The organism is Klebsiella sp. ME-303 (genome assembly GCF_007910085.1).
Lineage (GTDB): Bacteria > Pseudomonadota > Gammaproteobacteria > Enterobacterales > Enterobacteriaceae > Klebsiella > Klebsiella michiganensis.
In genome coordinates, this window is record NZ_VOJB01000042.1 from 1 (window position 1) to 19,581 (window position 19,581).

The window sequence follows — 19,581 nt, forward strand, 5'->3', positions numbered from 1 at the left end:
ATACCTAAGAACAATGAATTTTCGTGTTGGTATCTGTGTTGGTATAAAATGAAAATGTTTTTTATTAACTATTTTAAATCATGAGGTTGAGTCCTATGTGCGAGTCCGGCCTTCGCACAAAATTCCCCAATCAGTCCACTAAAATACTTTTTTGTATCTGCATTTCATCATTTGAAAACCTCCTGTTGAGGCGTCTGTTCTTCTGGCTCCGACATGGCTAGCACAGCACGCTCCCCACTTTCCACCCGCGCTTCCTCCTCACACCACCTTTCAAACAGCCTGGCGAATCTGGCGCTTTGCCAGGTTTCTCCAACCTGGCTTAAGATAAAGCCAGTGACCACAATAGCGGAAATAAAGTAAAACAGTGAAAATGCGATAGCTGAATTTACGCCCCCGCTGGCCAGTAACGATTGTATTGTTGTCCACCAGGCGCAGGCAAAAATGACAATTGAAATTAGCCAGAAACCTCCGCTAACGATGTGAAAATTTTTAATTTTTTTAGCATCTACAGAAAAATGATTTTCATCACAACGATATAAGGATGGGTTTTTAAGGAAACTCATTAATCGTACATCATATGAGCCGATATTTTTATCAGCGATAAAAGCGATCAGCTGATGGGCGTGCCAGACAGGAAGAGTAATCCCGATCTGCTCATACAAAAATTTCATTTGTACCGTCTGATGCGTCCTCGAGAGTTTGGTGTCGGGTATGTCAGCGTTCGCTATCTCAGCGATTTTATTCAGCACCTCTATTTTGGTTTCAATAGGTACCTTTTCAAAGCGAATTTTTCGCTTTGCTGGCGGGCTGGACATCACTTTTCCCGCCCAGTCGATGATCTTTTTAGCCACATATAAAAGCGCGGGTAGCAAAACCAGCTTTGCAATATCTATCTCGTTAATGGCTCCCATCGTTATTCCTTTATAAAATGAATACGCAATGAATTTACAGCACCGACTTTATTTTATGTAGCCCTCATTATTATGAGGGCTTCGATATGGCTAATTCCTGGGCTGGCTCCTGGTCTGACTTAATGCCAACCGCCCAATACGGCCCCTGCCCGGAGGCCGTTATACTTAAAGACTGAAGCCAATTTCCACCGATGCCGCACTGCGTTCCCCCTCACCGTGGTAAACCGCTTCGATGTTGTTACCATCGGGATCGAGTACAAAGGCCGCGTAGTACCCCGGGTGATAAGTTCGCTCACCGGGTGCGCCGTTATCACTGCCGCCGTGTGCCAGCGCCGCCTGGTAAAAAGCATCCACCGTCTCACGATCCCTGGCCTGGAAAGCCAGGTGATGCCGTCCTGTTGGCTTACCTGCGGAACCGGGGCTATTAATCGATGAAACAACAAGCTCATCAGCCCAAAAATAATCGTCGTAGGTATTCACGACAGGGATCTCAAGGACCGCCAGCACGGCTGTATAAAACGCTTTGCTGGCCTCGAAATCATTTACCACAAGCTGGATATGGTCGATAAGCCTGCCGCGATGTAATCGGTAAGTCTCCATGATGGTTTCCTCATTCAGTCGTATTAACAGGTAGTTATCCGTTATCTAAAAGGAGCGTTGTACGGATTTGATGGATGAGTACAGGTCCGGAGTGGCGATATAGAGCATGACATTAAAATCCTGTTTGTCACCGCAATCCTGACCCCTCAACCCCGTCCCCCAATCACTCCGATAAACTCTCTGACCTGCTTCTGCTTCCTGGCCGACAGCTTCTCCACCCTGCGCATCGCGGCTTCCAGCTCCGGTTCCGGCTCAACCGCCGTCAGAACGATACAGCCCTCCATTACCCGCACCTCCACCCGGGTGCCGGTCGAAAACCCTGCCGCCGCCAGCCACTCGCCCTTCATGATCAACGCCGGAACAAGACGACGATCTGGCAAACGTCTCACATAACTCACCGTCAACTGACGCTTATTTTTCGGCGACACTTCTGGATCAAACGAATCTACAATACAATCAGCACTAGTCATGGTTGCTATTCTCGTGAAATAGTAATTGTGATCAGCGGTGCGGGTGTGCGCTAACACATTCGCACCGCGCTAAATAACACCTGTAAACCTAACCAGTAATAAAAATAAAGTCCAGACTTTAATCGGACATAATAAACGTCTTTAACCATAAATTAAGAATTAACAGAATACGTGACGCTATTAATTAGCGCCTGTGGAAAATGCCTTTCCTGATATTGCTGAAATAACCGCAAAGCAGATTCAAAAAACAAAAGCGAGATAATGCGCGCAACAGGATGCCCATGCCCAATTACGGGCACCCCATCTCTTTAGCCAGCGTACCCTTCCGGGACTTCAGGCGGCGGGCGATACCTGCCGGCAGGGCGGACCAGAACGAGAGCGTCGGATGAGTCCGCCGCTCAATCTCCTCCACCGTCACTTGATAATCACAAAAACTGGCGCTTTTGGGCGTCGCTTGATCCAGCAAAAACGCCGCGTATTCGCCTTTATCCGGACTGGAGCCGATAAAAATAATCTTCCAGTAGCCGCTGGGAAGCTCCACCTCGGGCGCGGCGGGCAGGGTAGCGATATGCCGTTCGAACAGCGGCCCGGTAACGGACCACACCGCCGCCACGTCGCGGCGCTCGGCGAGGGCGCGCTCCTTATCCTCCAGCCGCGCCCACGCCCCCTGATTCAGGTCGGAGGCCTGCGGGGTGATATTGGAAAGATAGTTTAACGCCTGCCAGTCTGCGCTGGCGCCGAGCCCGGCGAGCGGCGCCTGATGCCCGCGATCGACCGCCAATGCTGCGCTGGCCCCTTTATATGCCGCGGGGGCAAGGGTATCCGCAGCGGGTAAATCCGGATCGCGCTTCCAGCTGCGCGAACGCCCGCTGGCCAGGCTGGCTTTGGTGATTTTATACGCCACCCAATTAGCGAATTTGCGCTGGCTGTTGTTATTGAGCGTATAGGCTTCGCGAACCAGCGTCTGCGCGCTTCCGCCGGTCGGGCAGCCCACTTCACAATGATCCACGCCGGATGATGCGGCAGCGCACGCGGCGGTAAAAAATAGCGACGGCAGAACGCTGAATACTCGGGATAGCTTCATATTATTGATGACGTCAAAGAAAAGATGAATCGATGCATAAAAGAACCCCCTGAATAGCCAGAGCGGAATTCAGCTATGAATCGCAAAGATGAAGTGAGAGCGTAAAAAGAGTTAGCCGGTCGCAGCTGCGCGGAATATCACAAGATGATTTAACATCACGGCGGATGTTATTTTGTGAACCCAGAAATGATGTTGAATGAGGTGACCAGACTCTCAAGCCCGCTATTTTCAGCCGGGCTGAACGGGTGGGAATATGCTCGACGAAGCGTAAAGCGGTGCGGCATCCATGGCGTTGTCTGAAAAATGTCGCGGCAGGGGAAAACGCTTCTCTCTGAGCGGAGGATTATTCAGACTACGCGGATGACCGATTAAGGAGAGAAGGTATGAAAAAGGAACTCTGGAGAGGCGTGCTGGCACTGGCCGTACTTAGCCTCCCCGCGCTGGCGAAAACAGGCGTTTCATTCAGCCACAAAGACTGGGAAGTGGTATGCGATAACACGCTGACCTGCCGGGCGGCGGGATACAGCGCTGAAGAAGGAAGCGGAGGTTCGGTGCTGCTGACCCGCCAGGCCGGAGCGGGCACCGCCGTCTCGGGAGAGCTGATGCTGGCGGAGGTGACCGACAGCGACGTTCTGCCGGGCAAACTGACGCTGTGGATCAATGGCCAGCCGGCAGGCGATGTGAAGCCAGCAAAAGAGAGCTGGCCGCTGTCGGAGAAACAGGCCCGGGCGATCGTTAACGCCATCAAAGGCAGCGGGAAGGTCGAATTTACAGGCGGGGAGGCGCCGTTTGTGATTTCCGGCGAAGGCGCTTACGCGGTACTGCTGAAAATGGACGATGTTCAGGGGCGAATCGGCACGCCGGGCGCGTTGACCAAAAAAGGCGACAGGCCGGAAAATAGCGTCCGGGCGGCGATTCCTGCCCCGGTCATTCACCGGGTCATGCCTGAGAAGGCGCAGGAGAGAGCGTTAACCGCGCCTGAGCTGGCGGTGCTCAAGCCGAAGCTTCTGGCCACGCTAAATAACGATGATTGGTGCGATCGCCTCCAGCCTGAGGAGGGGGAGGAGGCTGAAACCATCAGCCTGACTCCGCTGGATAACGCGCATTCCCTGATTTCTGCCTTGTGCTGGCGGGCGGCCTATAACGAGGGATACGGCTATTGGGTTGTGGATAGCAAACTTGAGGGTAATCCAACGCTTATTACGGTTTCCGGTTCTGAGTATGGCGACGGCGAGATTTTTATGAGCCAGAAAGGGCGAGGGCTCGGCGATTGCTGGGGGACGGCGAGCTGGCTCTGGGATGGCACAACGTTCCGCAAAAGCCGTGAAGCGACCACGGGAATGTGCCGCTATCTTCGCCTCGGCGGGACATGGGATCTCCCCACCTGGGTGACCGAGGTTAAACCGGCAAAGTGAAATCACGCGACCAGACTCTCTCCCGGCACACACGCCGACAGAGAGGACAGGGAAGGATCTTAACGATCGTCCGCGTAGCGGGATCGCCATCGACAGCGCCAGCGGCGTCAGAAAACTGACGCCTTGTTCAAAATAACAGCGCGGCTAATGTATTGCTAACTCGAATTAGTTTATGATTAAGCCGTTCTGTTCGTTATGGAAAATGAGTTTATGGCCAAAACCGTTGAGCAAGTCGCCAGGGCGCTGGGAATCTCGATTACCACCGTGCGCCTGGTGCTGGGTGGCAAAGCTGAGCAGTATCGCATCAGCGCCAAAACGCAGCAGCGTATTAATGATTACATCGCCGAGAACGGGCTGGTCGTTAACCATATCGCCCGCAGCCTGAAGCTCAATAAAACCGAGACCTTAGGGCTGGTGATCCCGCGTTTATCCAACCTGTTTTTCTCCACCCTGGCGGAAAAGCTCGAAGCCTGCTGCCGTCAGGCGGGGTATCAGCTAATGATTGCCTGCACCTACAGCGACAGCGAGCATGAAAACAGTCTGGTTGAAGGACTGCTGGCGCGCAACGTTGACGGGCTCTTCGTGGTGCCCTCTACCCGGGAAACGCAGCTGCATCACCAGAAGGTAGCGCGCAAGCGGCCGCTGGTGCTGCTCGACCGCGATTTTGGCGAGAGCGACGTGTCGCTGGTGGTGAGCGATAACTACAACGGCAGCAAAAAGCTGGTGCAGGCGATGACCCAGGCGGTGGACGTCTCGCCGATTTTTTTTATCGCCGGGGATACCCAGCAGCCGTCGATCCAGCGTCGTCTGCAGGGCTACCTGAGCGAGCTGCCCGCCGGCAAGGAGTGGATATTGTCCGCCAGCCATAACCGTCAGGAAGAGGGCAAACAGCTGATGCTCGATTTTCTCCGTCAGCACCGCGAGCCGCCGAAGGCGTTTATCGCCTCCTCCCTGCCCATTCTGGAAGGGACGCTGAGCGCGCTGCGGGAAACCTACGGCTTTATTCCGTCGGATATTCCCATCGGCACCTTCGATGAACATCAGATGCTGGGATTTCTGCCGAACGCGGTGTGGTCGATGCGCCAGGATGAGGACGCCTGGGCGCAGCACGCGTTTCATCTGATGCAGCAGAAGCTGCAGGGGGAAAATGCCGATGTGAAGATCACCGTGCCGATGACCCTGATTCACCGCCCGCTGTCGGTGGAGAAGCAGCGGAGCCAGTAAATGACACGGCTTGTGTGAACACGTCAATCCCCGGCTGCGCTATGCTGGCCGGGGCTACAGATACCGCATCCTGCGCGCGCTGGTAGCCCGGATAAGGCGCGGGCGCCGCAATCCGGGAACCCTTAACGATCCCTCATCAAGTCAATCGCTGAACAAACCGCGCCGCCAGCCCGGCGTCCAGCTCCGGCGGCAGGCCGCTGATCCCGACGCCGCCAATGGCCAGCCCGTCGACGATCACCGGCTCGCCACCCGGCATCGCCAGCAGCTGCGGGTCGTTAAATACCGCCAGCTGCAGGGCGCCGGCGCTGACCTCTTGCGCCAGCGTTGCCGTCGGACGGCGAAAGCGCAGGGCGCTCCAGGCCTTGCGCTGCGCCAGCTGGCGCGGTAGCGGTGGGCAGCGAACGTGCGCGCCAAAGGCGATGAGCTCGCCCTCCGGCCCGACAACCGCCACCGCCAGCCCCCGGGTTCGCGCATCGCTTTCCGTCTCCTGTAAAAACCGCGCGACCTGCTGGCACACGACGCTATCGTTCAGACGGATCTGGGGACAGAGCGCGTCATTGTCCGGCATCGGCGATATACCCCCTAAAGTGCAGATAGAGGTCATCCAGCTCGCCTTTCTGCGCCGCCGTCAGCGCTACAAACGGCTCGCGGGTGGGGCCGGTATCGACGGTCTCTTTCGCGGCAAGATACTTCGCCGACTGGAACACGCCGCGCGCGACCAGCTGCTCCACCACCTCGTTGATCTGCTGCTGCAGGCGCTGCGCCCGGGCGATGTCGCCCTGTTGAAAAGCGCTGCGCAGGGCGAGAAACAGCTCCGGCTGTAGGTTAACCGTGGTGCCAACCGTGGCCGTCGCGCCCGCCGCGAGGCTGGAAAGGAAGATCTCATCGAAACCGTTAAAAAAGACTTTCTCCGGGTAGCGGGCGATCATCCGTTCCAGCGAATAGAGGTTATGCGAAGTATGCTTCACCCCCAGAACCTGCTCATCGCCGAGCAGCGCGTCGGCGCTCTGGGCGTCCAGCTCGACGCCGGTAAACTGCGGAATGTTATACAAAATCACCGGAATCGAAATGGCGTCCAGCACTCGACGGTAGTAGGCGATAATCTCCTCGCGGCTATATTTGTAGTAGTAGGGCGGCACCAGCGACACCGCGCTGGCGCCGTCCTGCTCGGCGTGCTTCGCCAGCTCGACGGCATCCCGGGTGCGCGGCGTCCCCACGTGGGCGATCACCGGCACGCGACCGCCCGCCGACTGCACCAACGTTGCCAGCATCTGCCGGCGCTCATCGAAACGCAGCAACGGCCCCTCCCCGGAGGAGCCGCAGCAGTAAAAGCCCTCAACCCCGCGCGCCAGCTGGGCCCGGGCGATCGCGTCCAGCGCCGCGTAGTTCACCGACTCATCGGCGTGCATCGGCGTCACCACGGCGGAGATAATGCCGCGAAAAACCTGCCATTTATCGCTTACCATGCGGTCCAGCCTCCATCCACCACCACGTTGGAACCGGTCATATAGACCGAGGCGTCGGAGAGCAAAAACACCACCGCGCCGTTGTACTCGTGGGCTTTCGCCATCCGTCCGATGGGGATACGGCTGGTGTAGTTTTTCTGGAAGCGCGGGTCCTGATCGCTGCGCTCGACGCCGGAGAGGGTCAGAGTATTGACGCGAATGCCGTCGCGCCCCCAGTAGGTGGCGCAGTAGCGGGTAAAGTTATACAGCCCGGACTTTGCCGCCGAATAGGCCACCGGTTTGACGAACGGAATGCCGGTGTCCTCTTTTTTGTAGCTATAGATATCCTGCACAGGGGAGACCACGCCGTAGATCGAACCGACGTTGATGATCGAGCCGCCTTTGCCGGCCTGTTTCATGCGCTTGCCGACCTGCTGGGTCATCAGGAAGGTGCCGACCAGGTTCACTTCCACCACCTCGCGGAACACCTCTTCCGGAAACTCTTCAAACGGGCCGGAGACTTCCGGCGGCGCGCTGGGCTGGGTGTCGACGCCCGCGTTGTTGACCAGGCCATCCGGGACGCCCCACTTCGCTTCAATGCTATCCAGCACCCGGTTAATGCTGTCTTTATCGGTAATATTCACTTCCGCGCACAGCAGGCGGTCGGAGTCCTTAATCGCCCCCAGCACGCGGTCGACGCGCGCGGCATCGACGCGGGTGGCCAGCGCCGCCACCTTCGCGCCGCGGTCGTGTAACGTCTTCACGTACTGCGCCCCCAGCTGTCCCAGGCCGCCGGTCACGATGATGACCTTGTCTTTAACCGAGAATAACGTGTCTTCCATTGTCCTTTCCCCTCACTGCGTGGTTAGATTTTGTGGGTTGCGAGGTAATCACGATCGAGAATAATGCCGTGGCCCGGCCTTTCGCTCGGCACGTAGTAGCCGTCCACCTCTTCGCCCGCTTCGGCGATGATGCGCAGATCTTTCCAGCGCCCGCCGTCGGTCATCTCGGCGTATGAGATATTCGGCACCGTTGCCAGCAGGCTGGCGCTGAGCTCCATGACAAAATGCGGCGTCATTGGCAGGTTGTGCGCGCGGGCGATGGCGGCGATATCCAGATAGCCGGTGATCCCGCCGACGCGGCCGAGATCCGCCTGGATGTAATCCGCGCTGCCGCTCTCGATGTACTGCGTAAACTGGTTTAAGTTATAGACGTTTTCTCCCAGCGCGATAGGCGTGGCGCTGCGTTCGCGCAGCCGCAGGTGGCCGGCGATATCGTCGGAGGGCAGCGGCTCCTCAATCCACAGCAGATTGAGTGGCTCGAACAGCTTGAACGCGCGCAGCGCCTGCGGGAAGCTCCAGCCCTGGTTGGCGTCCACCGCCAGCGGGAAGCCCGGCACTGCTTCCTGAATCTTACGCAGCCGCTCCACGTCCTCCTCCAGCGTCGGTTTGCCCACTTTCACTTTCGCCGCCAGGTAGCCGGTGCTTTTCCAGCGTTTGACCTGGTCAATCACTTCCTCAATGGACAGATGCAGGTTGATGCCGCTGCCGTACAGCGGAACGCGATCGCGTACGCGGCCAAGAATGTCGATAATCGGCGCATTGAGGGTTTTACCTAACAGATCCCAGTAGGCAATATCCAGCGCCGCCAGGGCATGGGTGGTGACGCCCGCGCCGCCGACGTCGTGTACGTGTTTATACGAGCGATGCCACAGGCCGCGCGGGGAGAGCGGCTGGCCAATAACGTCCGGGATAATCTCGGCAATCAGCGCGGAGATGGTTTTCCCGCACCAGCCGGAAGTGTGGCTAAAGCCGGTGCCGACGTGGCCGTTAGAACCGTAGACGTCAACAATCGCCACTTCGATATCGGTGACGTGGTGAATCTGATCCCCCCACGGGCCTTCCGGCAGCGGAACGCGGGCGGTCATCAGTTCGATATTTTCAATCACGGGCATTTTTGTGCTGTTCATCTGATTCCTTCCTTTATGGGTTCAGCGGGGGCCGCCCCTGCGGCCCGGGCGGTTAATGTTTGGAGGCCGGGGATTCATGCCCCTCCAGGGCGATTGCCGGGCTGGCGTCATGTTCTCGATCGTTTTCGTCGCCCACCGCATGGCCGAAGACTTCCGGCAGCAGGAAGATGGAGGCGAGGAAGGCGCAGAACGGCGCGATAGCGATAATCATCGAGGCGACCGGTACGCCGACCGCTTCAAACAGGGCCGGGAAGACCAGGGTGGTAACGAAGGCGGTGACCTTGACGATGGTGTAGCCGATGCCGGAGGCCACCCCGCGATAGCGCGGTTTTGCCACCAGCGAGATCACCGTCATGCCGCTTTCGGAATCCCAGTAGTGGCCCCACAGCATTAGCGCCGCGCCGAAGATGATAAATGCGAAGCTGCTGCTGTAGACGCCCCACGCCGATATCGAAATACCGATGGTGACCAGCAGGAAGCCGTATTTGCTCAGTCCTTTATGCCCGAGCTTCGGCAACAGCAGCGGGCCGACAAATGCCGAGAGCGCGGCGATACAGTTCACCGCCAGCAGGGCGAGGTTATTCTGGATCTGCCCGGAAATCCCGATGGTGACGAGGATCAGCGGCAGGAAGAAGGAGAAGGCGTAGTTTTCAAACGACTGCACGGCGCAGGAGAACCAGCCGAACAGGGTGGTGCGGCGGGTAAACGGACGACGGAACAGATCGTGCAGCGTCTCTTTGAGCGTCGGGTCGGCGATAGTGACGTTTTCATTGGGCAGAATGTCGTCCAGCAGACGGCCATCCTGTTCGCCGTAATATTCACGGGAGGCTTTTTTCGCTTCGATAAAGCGGCCGCGTTCGACGAACCACGCTGGCGTCTCCGGCAGCTCCCGACGCATAAACAGCAGCAGGCAGGCCGGGATCGCCGGGACCGCCAGCACGATGCGCCAGATCATATCCGGGTGAACATCAAGCGCCACCAGCGTGGTGACCAGCAGAATGGCGGCGATAATCCCCAGCGCGAACATAAACTGCCAGCGGTTAGCCATCACTTCGCGCTTGCCCTTCGGCATCACCTCCATGATGTAGGTAAAGCCGTTAGCCACGTCTGCGCCCACCGGGATCCCGGCGAGGCAGCGAATAATCGCCAGCCAGTACATATTGGGCGCCAGGCCCTGAAGAACGGCGAAGATCGCGAACAGGATCATCGACCAGAGGAAAATTTTACGCCGTCCGAGCTTATCGGTCAGCCAGCCGCCGAGCAGCGCGCCGACCACCGCGCCAAGTTGGGTGCCGGCGGCGGTAAAACCAAGCAGCCAGCTGCTGGGCTCATAAATATCTTTCAGGGCGAATAAAATAAACGCCATGGAATAAATATCCCATGACTCAATTAATAATGCGGTGATCATTAGCCATCCCGCTTTGGTGCAGCCAGGGGCCTCCTGCAGATCGAGCCGTTTCTTTGCCTTCTGGATAATAAATTCAATATGTTGCTGCTGATACATATAATCCTCTCTTATCCGGGCAGGCGGAGAGCCCGCCCGGACAGATGCGCGTTGATCCGCTCTTTATGGGCGATAAAGAGACGAATGAAGCGGATGTTTGCCAGGATCGCTAACAACGTAAAAATTACATAAGCGAATCAGTTGTTATTTCATTAATAAATGCGCATCGCCTGCGATAAAGACTTTCATATTTTGCGTCAGCGCCTGGGCAATAAAGGCGTTCAGCACTTCGGATAACACCTCCTCTTCTACGTAAGCCAGACTGAGATGGTTGCTCTGGTGGCCCGCCATTAAATCGTCGCGCGAAACCCCGTCGAGAACGGCGTTGAGTAATGGCCACTCGTAGTTGGTCGCCCGGCGGCGGCGTTCGAATTCGTCTTGCGGCAGTTCGACGGCGGTGCCGGTGCCGATATGCAGGATCACCTGGGTGCCTTCGTAATGCGCTCGCGCCCAGATAAAGCGTCCGGCTTTGCCTTGACCGGCGATGGTCGAGCCGCCATAGGGGAAGAACATCGCCGGCTGGCGATAGCCGGTGGCCCCGGCGATCCCGCCTTTCAGATGGGCGAACGGCACCGCGCCGGAGATCTCCAGATCCCAGTAGAACGTGCCGTTGTATTCGCTACCCCAGCGGATATCGTGAAGGGTGGTTTCGCTCGCCATGCCCAGCGCGCCGAGCAGCTTTGCCAGCATCACCTGCGGGATGGCGCTGCCCATATCCACCTCGTTGATGCAGGGGATCGGCGCGTCCGGACAGACGATCTCGCCATTTTCATCCGGGATCGGGAAACGTTCCGCGTTACCGATGGCGCCTTCGGCAAAATCCGAGGCGGCGCAGCTGTCTTTGAGCCCCTGCTGATACTGCACGCCCACCGCCGTCAGGCCGAAGCGCTTCACGAAGCGCGCCATGGCGATCATCATCGCGCACTGTTCCAGCACCTGCTCCCGGGTCAGATCCTTCGCCCCGTCGGCGCCGAACCGGAAGCGCATACCGCGGGTCTCATACCAGTCGAGACAGGCTTCGCGCAGGGCGGTCGGCACCTTGCTCATTTCAACCAGCAGCGCCGATTGCGACAGCGACTCCACCGGCATCCCTACGTCGATCATCGCTTTTTGCGGGAACACGCCGTTGATCATCCCCATACAGAAGGTATCGAACAGCCCGACAATGGCCTTGTGTTTGAGGATCGACTGCCCAACCTTCACGCCAATCTGCCCGGCTTTGCTGGCCAGCAGCGGCGCGCTGGGCGCGACAGGATGCAGATAGCCGAGCTTATGGCTGAGATGGCCGTCGCGCAGCCAGGTGTCTAAGCCGCGAATAAACGCCTCGTCGGCGAAGGTTTCCGACCACAGCCGCGAGTAGTTGCGCTCCAGGCTGGTGAGGCAGCCTGCCATACAGAGCATGCCGACGAGGCCCGGCCAGGTACCGTCAAAATTGGCGAGCAGCAAAATAGGGCCGCGATGATGTACCAGCGAAGGAGCAAGGTGATGGGAGTATTGCCAGGCGGTAAGCAGGACAATAACCGGCGCATCCGGATCGATCCCGGCGAACAGCTCGCTACCCTCTTTCTGGCTGCTGATAAACCCGTGACCGCGCTGCTCGTTGACCGGATGGGCGCGGCGCAGGCGATAGCCTAATGTTTCCAGCGCCGTTTCCAGACGCTCTTCAAACAGCTTCTGCGTGGGCCAGCAGGTGACGTTAGCCGGTTCGCGGAGATCCGCATTGGTCACCATCAACACTTCGCCTGGCTGCGGGGTAATAAGCCCGGCTTCCGCGGGTAACGTTAAATTCAGCATGTGAATTTCTCCTGTAGGGGATAGGTCGCTTAGTTATCGTTGAGCGTGCTGCGCCGGGGTAAGCGCGGCATCAATCGTTCTGTTGCTGGCTAATTTCTTTGGCTAACTCGAATTAGCAAATTAGGATAAAAAAAGACAGGAACAAACTCTTTACCGGGGATTTGTGATGGCTATCAATGTGCAATTATTAACTTATTAATATTTAACTGTTTATTTTAAACGGTGGGTCGAGGTGACAGGGAACGCTTGCTGAGGCGGCATAAAGGCGGGCAGAAAAGCGGACGGGAAGCGCAGCGGGGACGGTAAATCAGCGTTAAATATATAATTAGTTGAATTTAATAAATTATTTACGTTATGCCGTAAGCGATTTGTCTCGCGGCGCTGGCGCGAGTGTTAAAATTTAACCGATCCTGGTCACACTCTTTTAGCATTTACGTTGTGAATCTCCGTATCTTGTTATAATTAGCTAATTCGAGTTAGCTTGCGGGCGATTTTCCCTCGCCACCGCGGTTAGCCAGGCGCTGCCCGACTTAACAATAATGATTCAGGACAGAGGATTTAATGATGACTATGCTTACCTCGCCCGCCATGACCCCTGCAAAAAATGAACAAACATCGCAACAAACGCATGAAAGAAGAAAGCTGCTCACCGTGCTGGGCTCCGGTCTTTCCGGCACAACGATTGAGTTCTATGACTTTTTTATCTACGGCACCGCCGCCGCGCTGGTGTTTCCGTCGCTGTTTTTTCCTAACCTCTCGCCGCTGATGGCGCTGCTGGTGTCCTTCCTGACGCTGTCGATTACCTTCGTCAGCCGGCCCATCGGGGCCATCGTATTTGGCCACTATGGCGATAAGATCGGCCGCAAAAAATCGCTGGTTCTGTCGCTGATGATTATGGGTATTTCGACTTTTTTCATAGGCTTAATCCCCAGCTACGACACCATAGGCAACGCCGCGCCGCTGATACTTATCTTTTTGCGCCTCTGCCAGGGCTTTGCCATCGGCGGCGAATGGGGTGGGGCGACGACGCTGATCACCGAGTATGCGCCGCGCCATCGCCGGGGCTTTTTCGGCACTTTTGTTCAGTTGGGCAACGTGCTTGGCCTGTTTATCGCCACCGGCGTTTTTGCGCTGGTGGTGATGCTGCCGGAGGATGACCTGATGTCCTGGGGCTGGCGCGTGCCTTTCCTGTTAAGCATCGCGCTGCTGTTTGTCGGGATGTTTATCCGCTCAAGGATCGAAGAGACGCCGGTGTTCCAGGAGAATCAGAAACAGCAGCAGAACGCGCCGAAAGCGGCGGAGCAGAAGTTTCCCATTCTCACCGTACTCAAGCATCACCGTAAAGCGGTGTTCCTGGCGATGGGCATGCGCATGGGGGAGATTGTTCTGGGCTGGCTGACGGTGGCGTTCTTTATGTCCTATGTGACAAGGGAACTCAACTTCACTCGCGAAACGGCGCTGAACGGGCTGCTGCTGGCCAGCTTTGTCGGCATTTTTACCTTTCCGTTCTTCGGCTGGCTTTCCGATAAAATTGGCCGCCGACCGGTCTATCTGGCCGGCGCCGCCATCACGCTGATCTTTGCTTTCCCGCTATTCTGGATGATCGATTCCGGCTCGGTGAAGATGTTTATGTTCGCCACCACCTTCTGCTATTCCGTGGGGCTGGGCATGATGTTCAGCGTTCAGCCGGCCTTCTTTTCGGAGCTTTTTGACACCAGCGTGCGCTATACCGGCGTCTCGCTCGGCTTTCAGCTGGCGAACATCGTCGGCGGCCTAACGCCGATGATCGGTACCTTGCTGCTGGTGTGGTCCGGCGGCGCATCGTGGCCCATCTCGCTGTTTCTCGCCTGCATGGCGCTGATTACCATCCTGTGCGTCTGCGTGACGCGGGAAAGCTATAACGATGAGCTTAATGAGGTGAAGAAGTAGCCGGGGAGGGTTGCCCCGCCATGACCGGCGGGGCGGGCGTATCAGAACAGATTAAATTTATATTCGATAATCACTTCCGAAGAGAGCGAGTTGGCCCGGCTGTAATGGCCGTCGGTAAGCACCGGCGTTTTGCCATTCATCTTATAGGACCAGCCCGGCCCGAACATCGCCCAGACGGTGAGATTTTTCAGTCTTGGGTGCGTCGGCACCCAGCGGCTGAAGGCGTTAATTTCCCCGGTACGGACGTGGTTGCCGCGGTAGTTAAACTGGGCGATGTTGCCGGCGAGACCGATCGCCAGCTCCGGCATCAGGTTATAGTCCGACATATTAGAGAGAACCAGCTCACCGTCGCGCATATAGTCGTTGCCGGCATAGGCCATTGAGATAAAGGTCCCGCGCGAGTTTTTACTCATATGGCGCGGGTAGAAGCCCACTTCATTGGCCTTGTTTGCATCGGTATAGCCCAGACCCCACTTGGTGCTCCAGTTGTCCGCCTGCCACTTCACATCCATGGCGATGTGCCAGGCGTCGTCGTCAAAGTCACGCTTATTCGCTGGCATCGCTTTATACTCGTCCAGCGCGTGAGTGGCGTAGACCTGAGTACCGATGTTCAGCGCTTTTATCGGCTTAATATTGGTAAACAGAATATGGCGGCGCAGATAGTTATCGCTTTCACCATAGCCGTACTGCATGTTCAGGTGCTCGCTTTGCCACAGAATATCGCCGCTGGCGATATGGTTAATGTACTGTCCGCTGTTGGTCTGGAAGCGTTTCTTATCCGGCGAGTTACGATCCATCGCGCTTTCGATGTACGCACCGCGCAGCGTGAAGGGGCCGTAGTTCACCGCGCCGGTCCAGCCCTGGTAGGTGGTCGGAGAGAGGCGGGTGGAGTTGGAGATGACGCCAAAGTTTTTCATCGTCTGCCAGCCCCAGCGGGCGTTCAGATGAGTGTCCGCCAGGCGATACTGTAGCTTGACGTTGCGTTGACCAAATTTGGAAAAGCCTTCAGCGTTGCTCTTTTTATTCCCGCTGCCGTTGTTATACAGCACGCCGCGGGAGTTAAAGTAATTGCTGGCGCCGAGCTTTACCGCTCCGTAGTAAGTGGCATCAAAGCCAATAATATCGGCAAAATAGCCGGACTGATAATCGACGGCGACGCCCTGACCCCAGGCATTATGGACTTTCTTTGGCTCGGTCTCTTCTTCCTTAAGATATTTCCAGTAGTTTTTAAACGATAAATTCATATGGGACTGGCTGAATAACGGATCGTCGAGCACGGTATCGATATAATCGTGCTCCTTCAGGCTGTTAGTGGTCGAAGCTGACCAGGCGCTGGCGGGAATAGCCAGCAGCATAATGGCGACTGTTGTAGTATTGATTTTCATAATAAACCCCAGAGTAGGGACGCAGCGATCCAGGCGAGGTGTTTTCGCCTGAAGTCTGCCGTAATAAATAATTAAGCGTGGGTATTATTTTTTATCGAGAGCCTGTTTTCCGGCTTCGACATATTTCATGGTGCCAATTTCTGGAACGGTATATTTGCCGTCTTTATAAACAATTTTAACCACCGCGGCATTGGCAAGCGGCTTGTTTTTCGCGTTATCGTCGGTTAAATCGGAAATCATAATCTGCATGGCGGTACCGGATGAAATTGCCAGCACGTTTTTATCGCCCCGGGCCTGCGCGTTTTCAACGATAGTGTGCAGGGCTGCCTGGGTACGGGTTTTTACCTGCTGATAGTTTTCCGCCATACCCTTTGGGTCGGCCGCTGCCAGCGCGTTCTGGTTGGTATCGACGGCCAGGGTGCCCGCTTTCATTTGGCTGAACAGCGCAGCGCCGTCTTTAAGCCCCAGCTGTCTGGCGCCGGCGTCGGCCATATCTTTGTTATAGCCACCTTCGAAACCGCCGAAGAAGGCTTCCCGCAGGCCGCTGAGCTCAGTAAGTTTGTAATCACTTACTCCGGCTTGCTTAAGGATCACCTGCATGGTTTCACGCTGACGTCCGGCATCGCTGGAATAGAAGCTATCAAACGGAATACCTTTAAGCCCCTCGCCGAGATAACGAGCGACGCGAATGCCGTCTTCGGTAAGCGGTGAGTCCGCCCAACCCTGCACGCGGTCAAACGTATTCAGCAGCGTTTTGCCATGGCGGGCGAAATAGATATTCACGCCGTCATCGTTTTTAACTTCCGCCGCAGAGCAGGTTGCCGCACCTGCCGCCATCATTAATGCTATTAGCCACTTCTTCATATAACGCTCCACCTGAATGGTCTTTTTATAAGCAAAAAAAAACCTACGTCAGATATTCGACGCGAAGCATAAATAAGATTATGTTCGCTCGAACGTCTATAACGTAGGTTTCGCCTGTTCTAAACAGTAACAATCCAACAAGGGCGACGTTAGCACTAATTATGAGAAAAGACATCCTCTATTTATTATGAATGTCAATAAATGTGATCGTCTTCATGGAGGTAATTTTGTTGATTGAGTTGTATCTTAAGTTTAATTTTCAGATTAATTGGCAGTTTTCGGCTTAAATAATTTTAGAGGATTGATCTCCGTCACAGAATAATGATGTCCGGGCTGGACTCTTTTACGCTCTGGCGTTATTTTCGCAGCACTCTGGGATTGTTACTGACCACAGGCAAAACCTAAGACCCCTGTCCGCCAATTTGGCGTGCGGCAGGAGTCTTAGGTTTTTTTTTGCGCCTAAGAAATACCTCTGCTACCCAACAAGGAGTGATGATGAGAACGAAAATCCTGACTGCCGCCATTCTGGCGTTATCTGCCGCTGGCGTACAGGCTGCTGAAAAACCGCTGAAAATACTGCTGGTTAACGATGATGGCTGCCAGTCTGTGGGAACCACTTCGCTGCAGGAAAAACTGGCGGCCAAAGGGTATGACGTCTGGATGGTGGCGCCGGCAACGAATCAGAGCGGTATCGGGTCGGCAATTACTTTTAAGACGGGTAAAGTTTTTGATGTCAAAAAAGCCGCTGACAAACGCTACTGCTTCCCTGGAACTCCTGCCGATGCGCTGGATTTTGGCCTGTGGGGCGTGCTGAAAGAAGCGCCGCCGGATCTGGTGATTTCGGGCGTCAACGATGGTCCCAATACCGGTATGGCGCAGGTTAACTCCGGCACCGTGAGCGCCGCGGCCCGCGCCGTACGCTACGGTTTCCCGGCGATTGCCGCCAGCATTGGCTACCGCTTCACGGAAGAAGAGATGAAGAACAAATGGCCGAGCACGCATAAGTACTGGCCTGATTCGGTGGATTATGTCGTCTCGCTGGTGGATAAACTTAACGCTGCGCATAAACCGGGAAGCCCGATTATGCCGCAGGGGGCCGGGTTGAGCATTAACTATCCGCCGCTGCCGTCGGCTGAAATTAAGGGCGTTCATTATATTGAGAATGAGCAATTCCCTGTGCCGCAGATTGGTTATGAACTTCTGGCGGACGGTACCGCCAAACAGACGATGAATCCGGAGGCGATGAAACCGGCGGAAGGGGATAATGACTCGGGCTGGCTCAATAAAGGATATATTACTTACACCCTGTTTGATGGTTCATGGAACGCGCCGCACTACCAGCCGCAGTTTGAGGCGCTGCTCGGTAAATGATGCTGTAGCGATAGTAAAGAAGAAGGCGCGGGTTCCGCGCCTTCTTTATATGAACCGATGATGAAGCTATTCGTCGAAGAACCAGTAGCCCTGGTTAATCAGGCGGGTCAGATCGGCAATAAAAGCCGGATTGCGCAGCGCGGCCTCGCCTAGCTCCTCTTTACCCAGCAGGGTATAGCGGCACAGCGCGTCCAGAGCTGCGGGATCGGTTGGCTCCAGCTGTTCGCTATTCACAAAGAAGCTGTCGCCGATGTGCAGTACACGCAGGCCGCTCAGGCGAGTCAGCATTTCACCGCCCGCCAGCGCGTCGACAATCTCCTCTTCTTCAAAAGGCGGTTCAGCGGGCGCAATATCCAGCTCGTGGCGCGGCGTGGTAGCAAAACGCCCAAACCAGCGGCGGAAATCTTCCGGCTGGCTAATCATCTCGATCATCATGCCGCGCAGGCGTTCCAGTTCATACTCTTCTACCCGTCCCGGATGTTCGCGGCAGGTCAAATCCGGATCGCTGTAGTGCTCGCCGCCGAGATCGTTTTCCAGCGCATAATCGGCAAAGCTGCTGATCAAATCGCGGCCGTTTGGCCCACGGAAGCCGACGGAGTAGTTCAGCGCCGTTTCGTGAGTGATTCCGTCGTGCGGGAATCCGGGCGGAATGTACAGAATATCGCCTGGTTGCAGATCTTCATCAATGATCGGCGGGAACGGGTCAACGTGCAGCAGCGCCGGATGCGGGCAGAACTGACGCATCGGTAGCTTATCGCCCACGCGCCAGCGGCGGCTGCCCATGCCCTGAATAATAAAGACGTCGTACTGGTCGATATGCGGGCCCACGCCGCCGCCCGGTACGGAAAAGGAGATCATCAGATCGTCTAGACGCCAGTCCGGCAGCACGCGGAAGGGGCGCACCAGTTCAGCGGCGGGCATATGCCAGTGGTTTACCGCCTGAGCCAGTAGCGACCAGCCGGTTTCGCCCAGGCCATCAAAATGTTCAAACGGCCCGTTGCTGGCCTGCCATTGACCGTTCTTGAGGCTCACCAGTCGACTATCGACTTCCGGTTCCATGGCCAGCCCGGCCAGCTCATCCGGCGTAATCGGATCGACGAAATTCGCGAAAGCCTTCTTTAATACGACCGGCTGCTTTTGCCAGTACTTTTCTAAAAACTCGGGCCAGTTAATGTTGAGTTGATAAGCCATAGGTTCATACCAATAAGAAGAAACGGGCCTGATTATAGAAATATGCACCCTCAAGCCGCTTTGTCATGGGTCAAGGCTGGTGCTTAATTCATCATCTGAAGTCACGACGCGGTAAGAGAGGGGAAAACGTAAAGCGGATAACGTTGATTTTCGCAAAATGTCACTTTTGCCTGAATTCGCTGCAGCCCGCGTGGCGTCTGGCTTTTTCCCATTTTTTCTGGCGTGGATGGGGCTTGAGAAGTTTAAATTATGAGCGTTTGATAAGTTTTTTGTATTTTAAGGGTTGCTATATCCCGGCAGCTCCCTATAATGCGCTCCCACTGACACGGCAGATGTGAATCACTTCACAAACAACCGGGTCGGTTGAAGAGAAAAAATCCTGAAATAACGGGTTGACTCTGAAAGAGGAAAGCGTAATATACGCC

17 protein-coding genes are annotated in these 19,581 nt (G+C 55.9%); 4 read left to right on the forward strand and 13 right to left on the reverse strand.

Annotated features, from left to right (window positions below; translation table 11 throughout):
- Positions 1 to 167: 167 nt before the first annotated feature.
- The 4 genes from FQK12_RS00930 to FQK12_RS00945 form a co-directional block, all read right to left on the reverse strand.
- Entirely contained in the window at positions 168 to 911 is a 744-nt protein-coding gene (locus FQK12_RS00930) for a hypothetical protein (RefSeq protein WP_014227721.1), read from the reverse strand.
- A gap of 165 nt (positions 912 to 1,076) precedes the next feature.
- A complete protein-coding gene (locus FQK12_RS00935) occupies positions 1,077 to 1,511 on the reverse strand; it encodes a VOC family protein (RefSeq protein WP_004098173.1) in 435 nt (144 codons plus the stop codon).
- Between the two features lie 146 nt (positions 1,512 to 1,657).
- Positions 1,658 to 1,981 carry an endoribonuclease SymE gene (gene symE, locus FQK12_RS00940; protein ID WP_014227722.1) on the reverse strand — a complete coding sequence of 108 codons (324 nt, stop codon included), beginning with the start codon at positions 1,979 to 1,981 and terminating at the stop codon, positions 1,658 to 1,660.
- A gap of 289 nt (positions 1,982 to 2,270) precedes the next feature.
- Positions 2,271 to 3,065, reverse strand: a complete 795-nt coding sequence (locus tag FQK12_RS00945; RefSeq protein WP_038422857.1) for a DNA/RNA non-specific endonuclease — start codon at positions 3,063 to 3,065, stop codon at positions 2,271 to 2,273.
- Positions 3,066 to 3,448: 383 nt separating this feature from the next.
- Between FQK12_RS00945 and FQK12_RS00950 the strand changes: the two genes are divergently transcribed.
- Together FQK12_RS00950 and FQK12_RS00955 are read left to right on the forward strand one after the other, a co-directional pair.
- Complete coding sequence (locus tag FQK12_RS00950; RefSeq protein ID WP_014227724.1) at positions 3,449 to 4,480, forward strand: DUF1176 domain-containing protein; 1,032 nt, start codon at positions 3,449 to 3,451, stop codon at positions 4,478 to 4,480.
- Between the two features lie 210 nt (positions 4,481 to 4,690).
- Complete coding sequence (locus FQK12_RS00955) at positions 4,691 to 5,704, forward strand: LacI family DNA-binding transcriptional regulator (RefSeq protein WP_172869106.1); 1,014 nt, start codon at positions 4,691 to 4,693, stop codon at positions 5,702 to 5,704.
- Positions 5,705 to 5,840: 136 nt separating this feature from the next.
- Here the strand turns inward: FQK12_RS00955 and FQK12_RS00960 are convergent, their stop codons facing one another.
- The 6 genes from FQK12_RS00960 to FQK12_RS00985 form a co-directional block, all read right to left on the reverse strand.
- The gene (locus tag FQK12_RS00960) at positions 5,841 to 6,272 is read right to left on the reverse strand and encodes a GlcG/HbpS family heme-binding protein (protein WP_014227726.1); all 432 of its coding nucleotides are present in this window, start codon (positions 6,270 to 6,272) and stop codon (positions 5,841 to 5,843) included.
- Positions 6,259 to 7,170, reverse strand: a complete 912-nt coding sequence (locus tag FQK12_RS00965; protein WP_014227727.1) for a dihydrodipicolinate synthase family protein — start codon at positions 7,168 to 7,170, stop codon at positions 6,259 to 6,261. Before FQK12_RS00965 ends, FQK12_RS00960 begins: the two co-directional genes overlap by 14 nt.
- Complete coding sequence (locus FQK12_RS00970; RefSeq protein WP_014227728.1) at positions 7,164 to 7,991, reverse strand: SDR family oxidoreductase; 828 nt, start codon at positions 7,989 to 7,991, stop codon at positions 7,164 to 7,166. The genes FQK12_RS00965 and FQK12_RS00970 overlap by 7 nt, the downstream gene beginning before the upstream one ends.
- Before the next feature lie 23 nt (positions 7,992 to 8,014).
- A complete protein-coding gene (locus tag FQK12_RS00975) occupies positions 8,015 to 9,118 on the reverse strand; it encodes a mandelate racemase/muconate lactonizing enzyme family protein (RefSeq protein WP_014227729.1) in 1,104 nt (367 codons plus the stop codon).
- A gap of 52 nt (positions 9,119 to 9,170) precedes the next feature.
- The gene (locus FQK12_RS00980; protein WP_014227730.1) at positions 9,171 to 10,622 is read right to left on the reverse strand and encodes an MFS transporter; all 1,452 of its coding nucleotides are present in this window, start codon (positions 10,620 to 10,622) and stop codon (positions 9,171 to 9,173) included.
- A 144-nt stretch (positions 10,623 to 10,766) separates the two neighbouring features.
- The gene (locus FQK12_RS00985) at positions 10,767 to 12,416 is read right to left on the reverse strand and encodes a signal transduction protein (protein ID WP_014227731.1); all 1,650 of its coding nucleotides are present in this window, start codon (positions 12,414 to 12,416) and stop codon (positions 10,767 to 10,769) included.
- Between the two features lie 564 nt (positions 12,417 to 12,980).
- Between FQK12_RS00985 and FQK12_RS00990 the strand changes: the two genes are divergently transcribed.
- Complete coding sequence (locus tag FQK12_RS00990; RefSeq protein WP_014227732.1) at positions 12,981 to 14,345, forward strand: MFS transporter; 1,365 nt, start codon at positions 12,981 to 12,983, stop codon at positions 14,343 to 14,345.
- A 41-nt stretch (positions 14,346 to 14,386) separates the two neighbouring features.
- Here the strand turns inward: FQK12_RS00990 and FQK12_RS00995 are convergent, their stop codons facing one another.
- Together FQK12_RS00995 and FQK12_RS01000 are read right to left on the reverse strand one after the other, a co-directional pair.
- Positions 14,387 to 15,730, reverse strand: coding sequence for an OprD family outer membrane porin (locus FQK12_RS00995; protein ID WP_014227733.1), 1,344 nt, complete (start codon positions 15,728 to 15,730; stop codon positions 14,387 to 14,389).
- Positions 15,731 to 15,814: 84 nt separating this feature from the next.
- Positions 15,815 to 16,594, reverse strand: a complete 780-nt coding sequence (locus tag FQK12_RS01000) for a histidine phosphatase family protein (protein ID WP_038422856.1) — start codon at positions 16,592 to 16,594, stop codon at positions 15,815 to 15,817.
- A gap of 495 nt (positions 16,595 to 17,089) precedes the next feature.
- On the opposite strand from FQK12_RS01000, the gene surE reads away from it, so the two are divergent.
- Positions 17,090 to 17,965 carry a 5'/3'-nucleotidase SurE gene (gene surE / locus FQK12_RS01005; RefSeq protein ID WP_014227735.1) on the forward strand — a complete coding sequence of 292 codons (876 nt, stop codon included), beginning with the start codon at positions 17,090 to 17,092 and terminating at the stop codon, positions 17,963 to 17,965.
- A 66-nt stretch (positions 17,966 to 18,031) separates the two neighbouring features.
- Here surE and FQK12_RS01010 read toward each other — a convergent pair whose 3' ends face one another.
- Positions 18,032 to 19,156 carry a cupin domain-containing protein gene (locus tag FQK12_RS01010; RefSeq protein WP_014227737.1) on the reverse strand — a complete coding sequence of 375 codons (1,125 nt, stop codon included), beginning with the start codon at positions 19,154 to 19,156 and terminating at the stop codon, positions 18,032 to 18,034.
- Between the last annotated feature and the right edge of the window lie 425 nt (positions 19,157 to 19,581).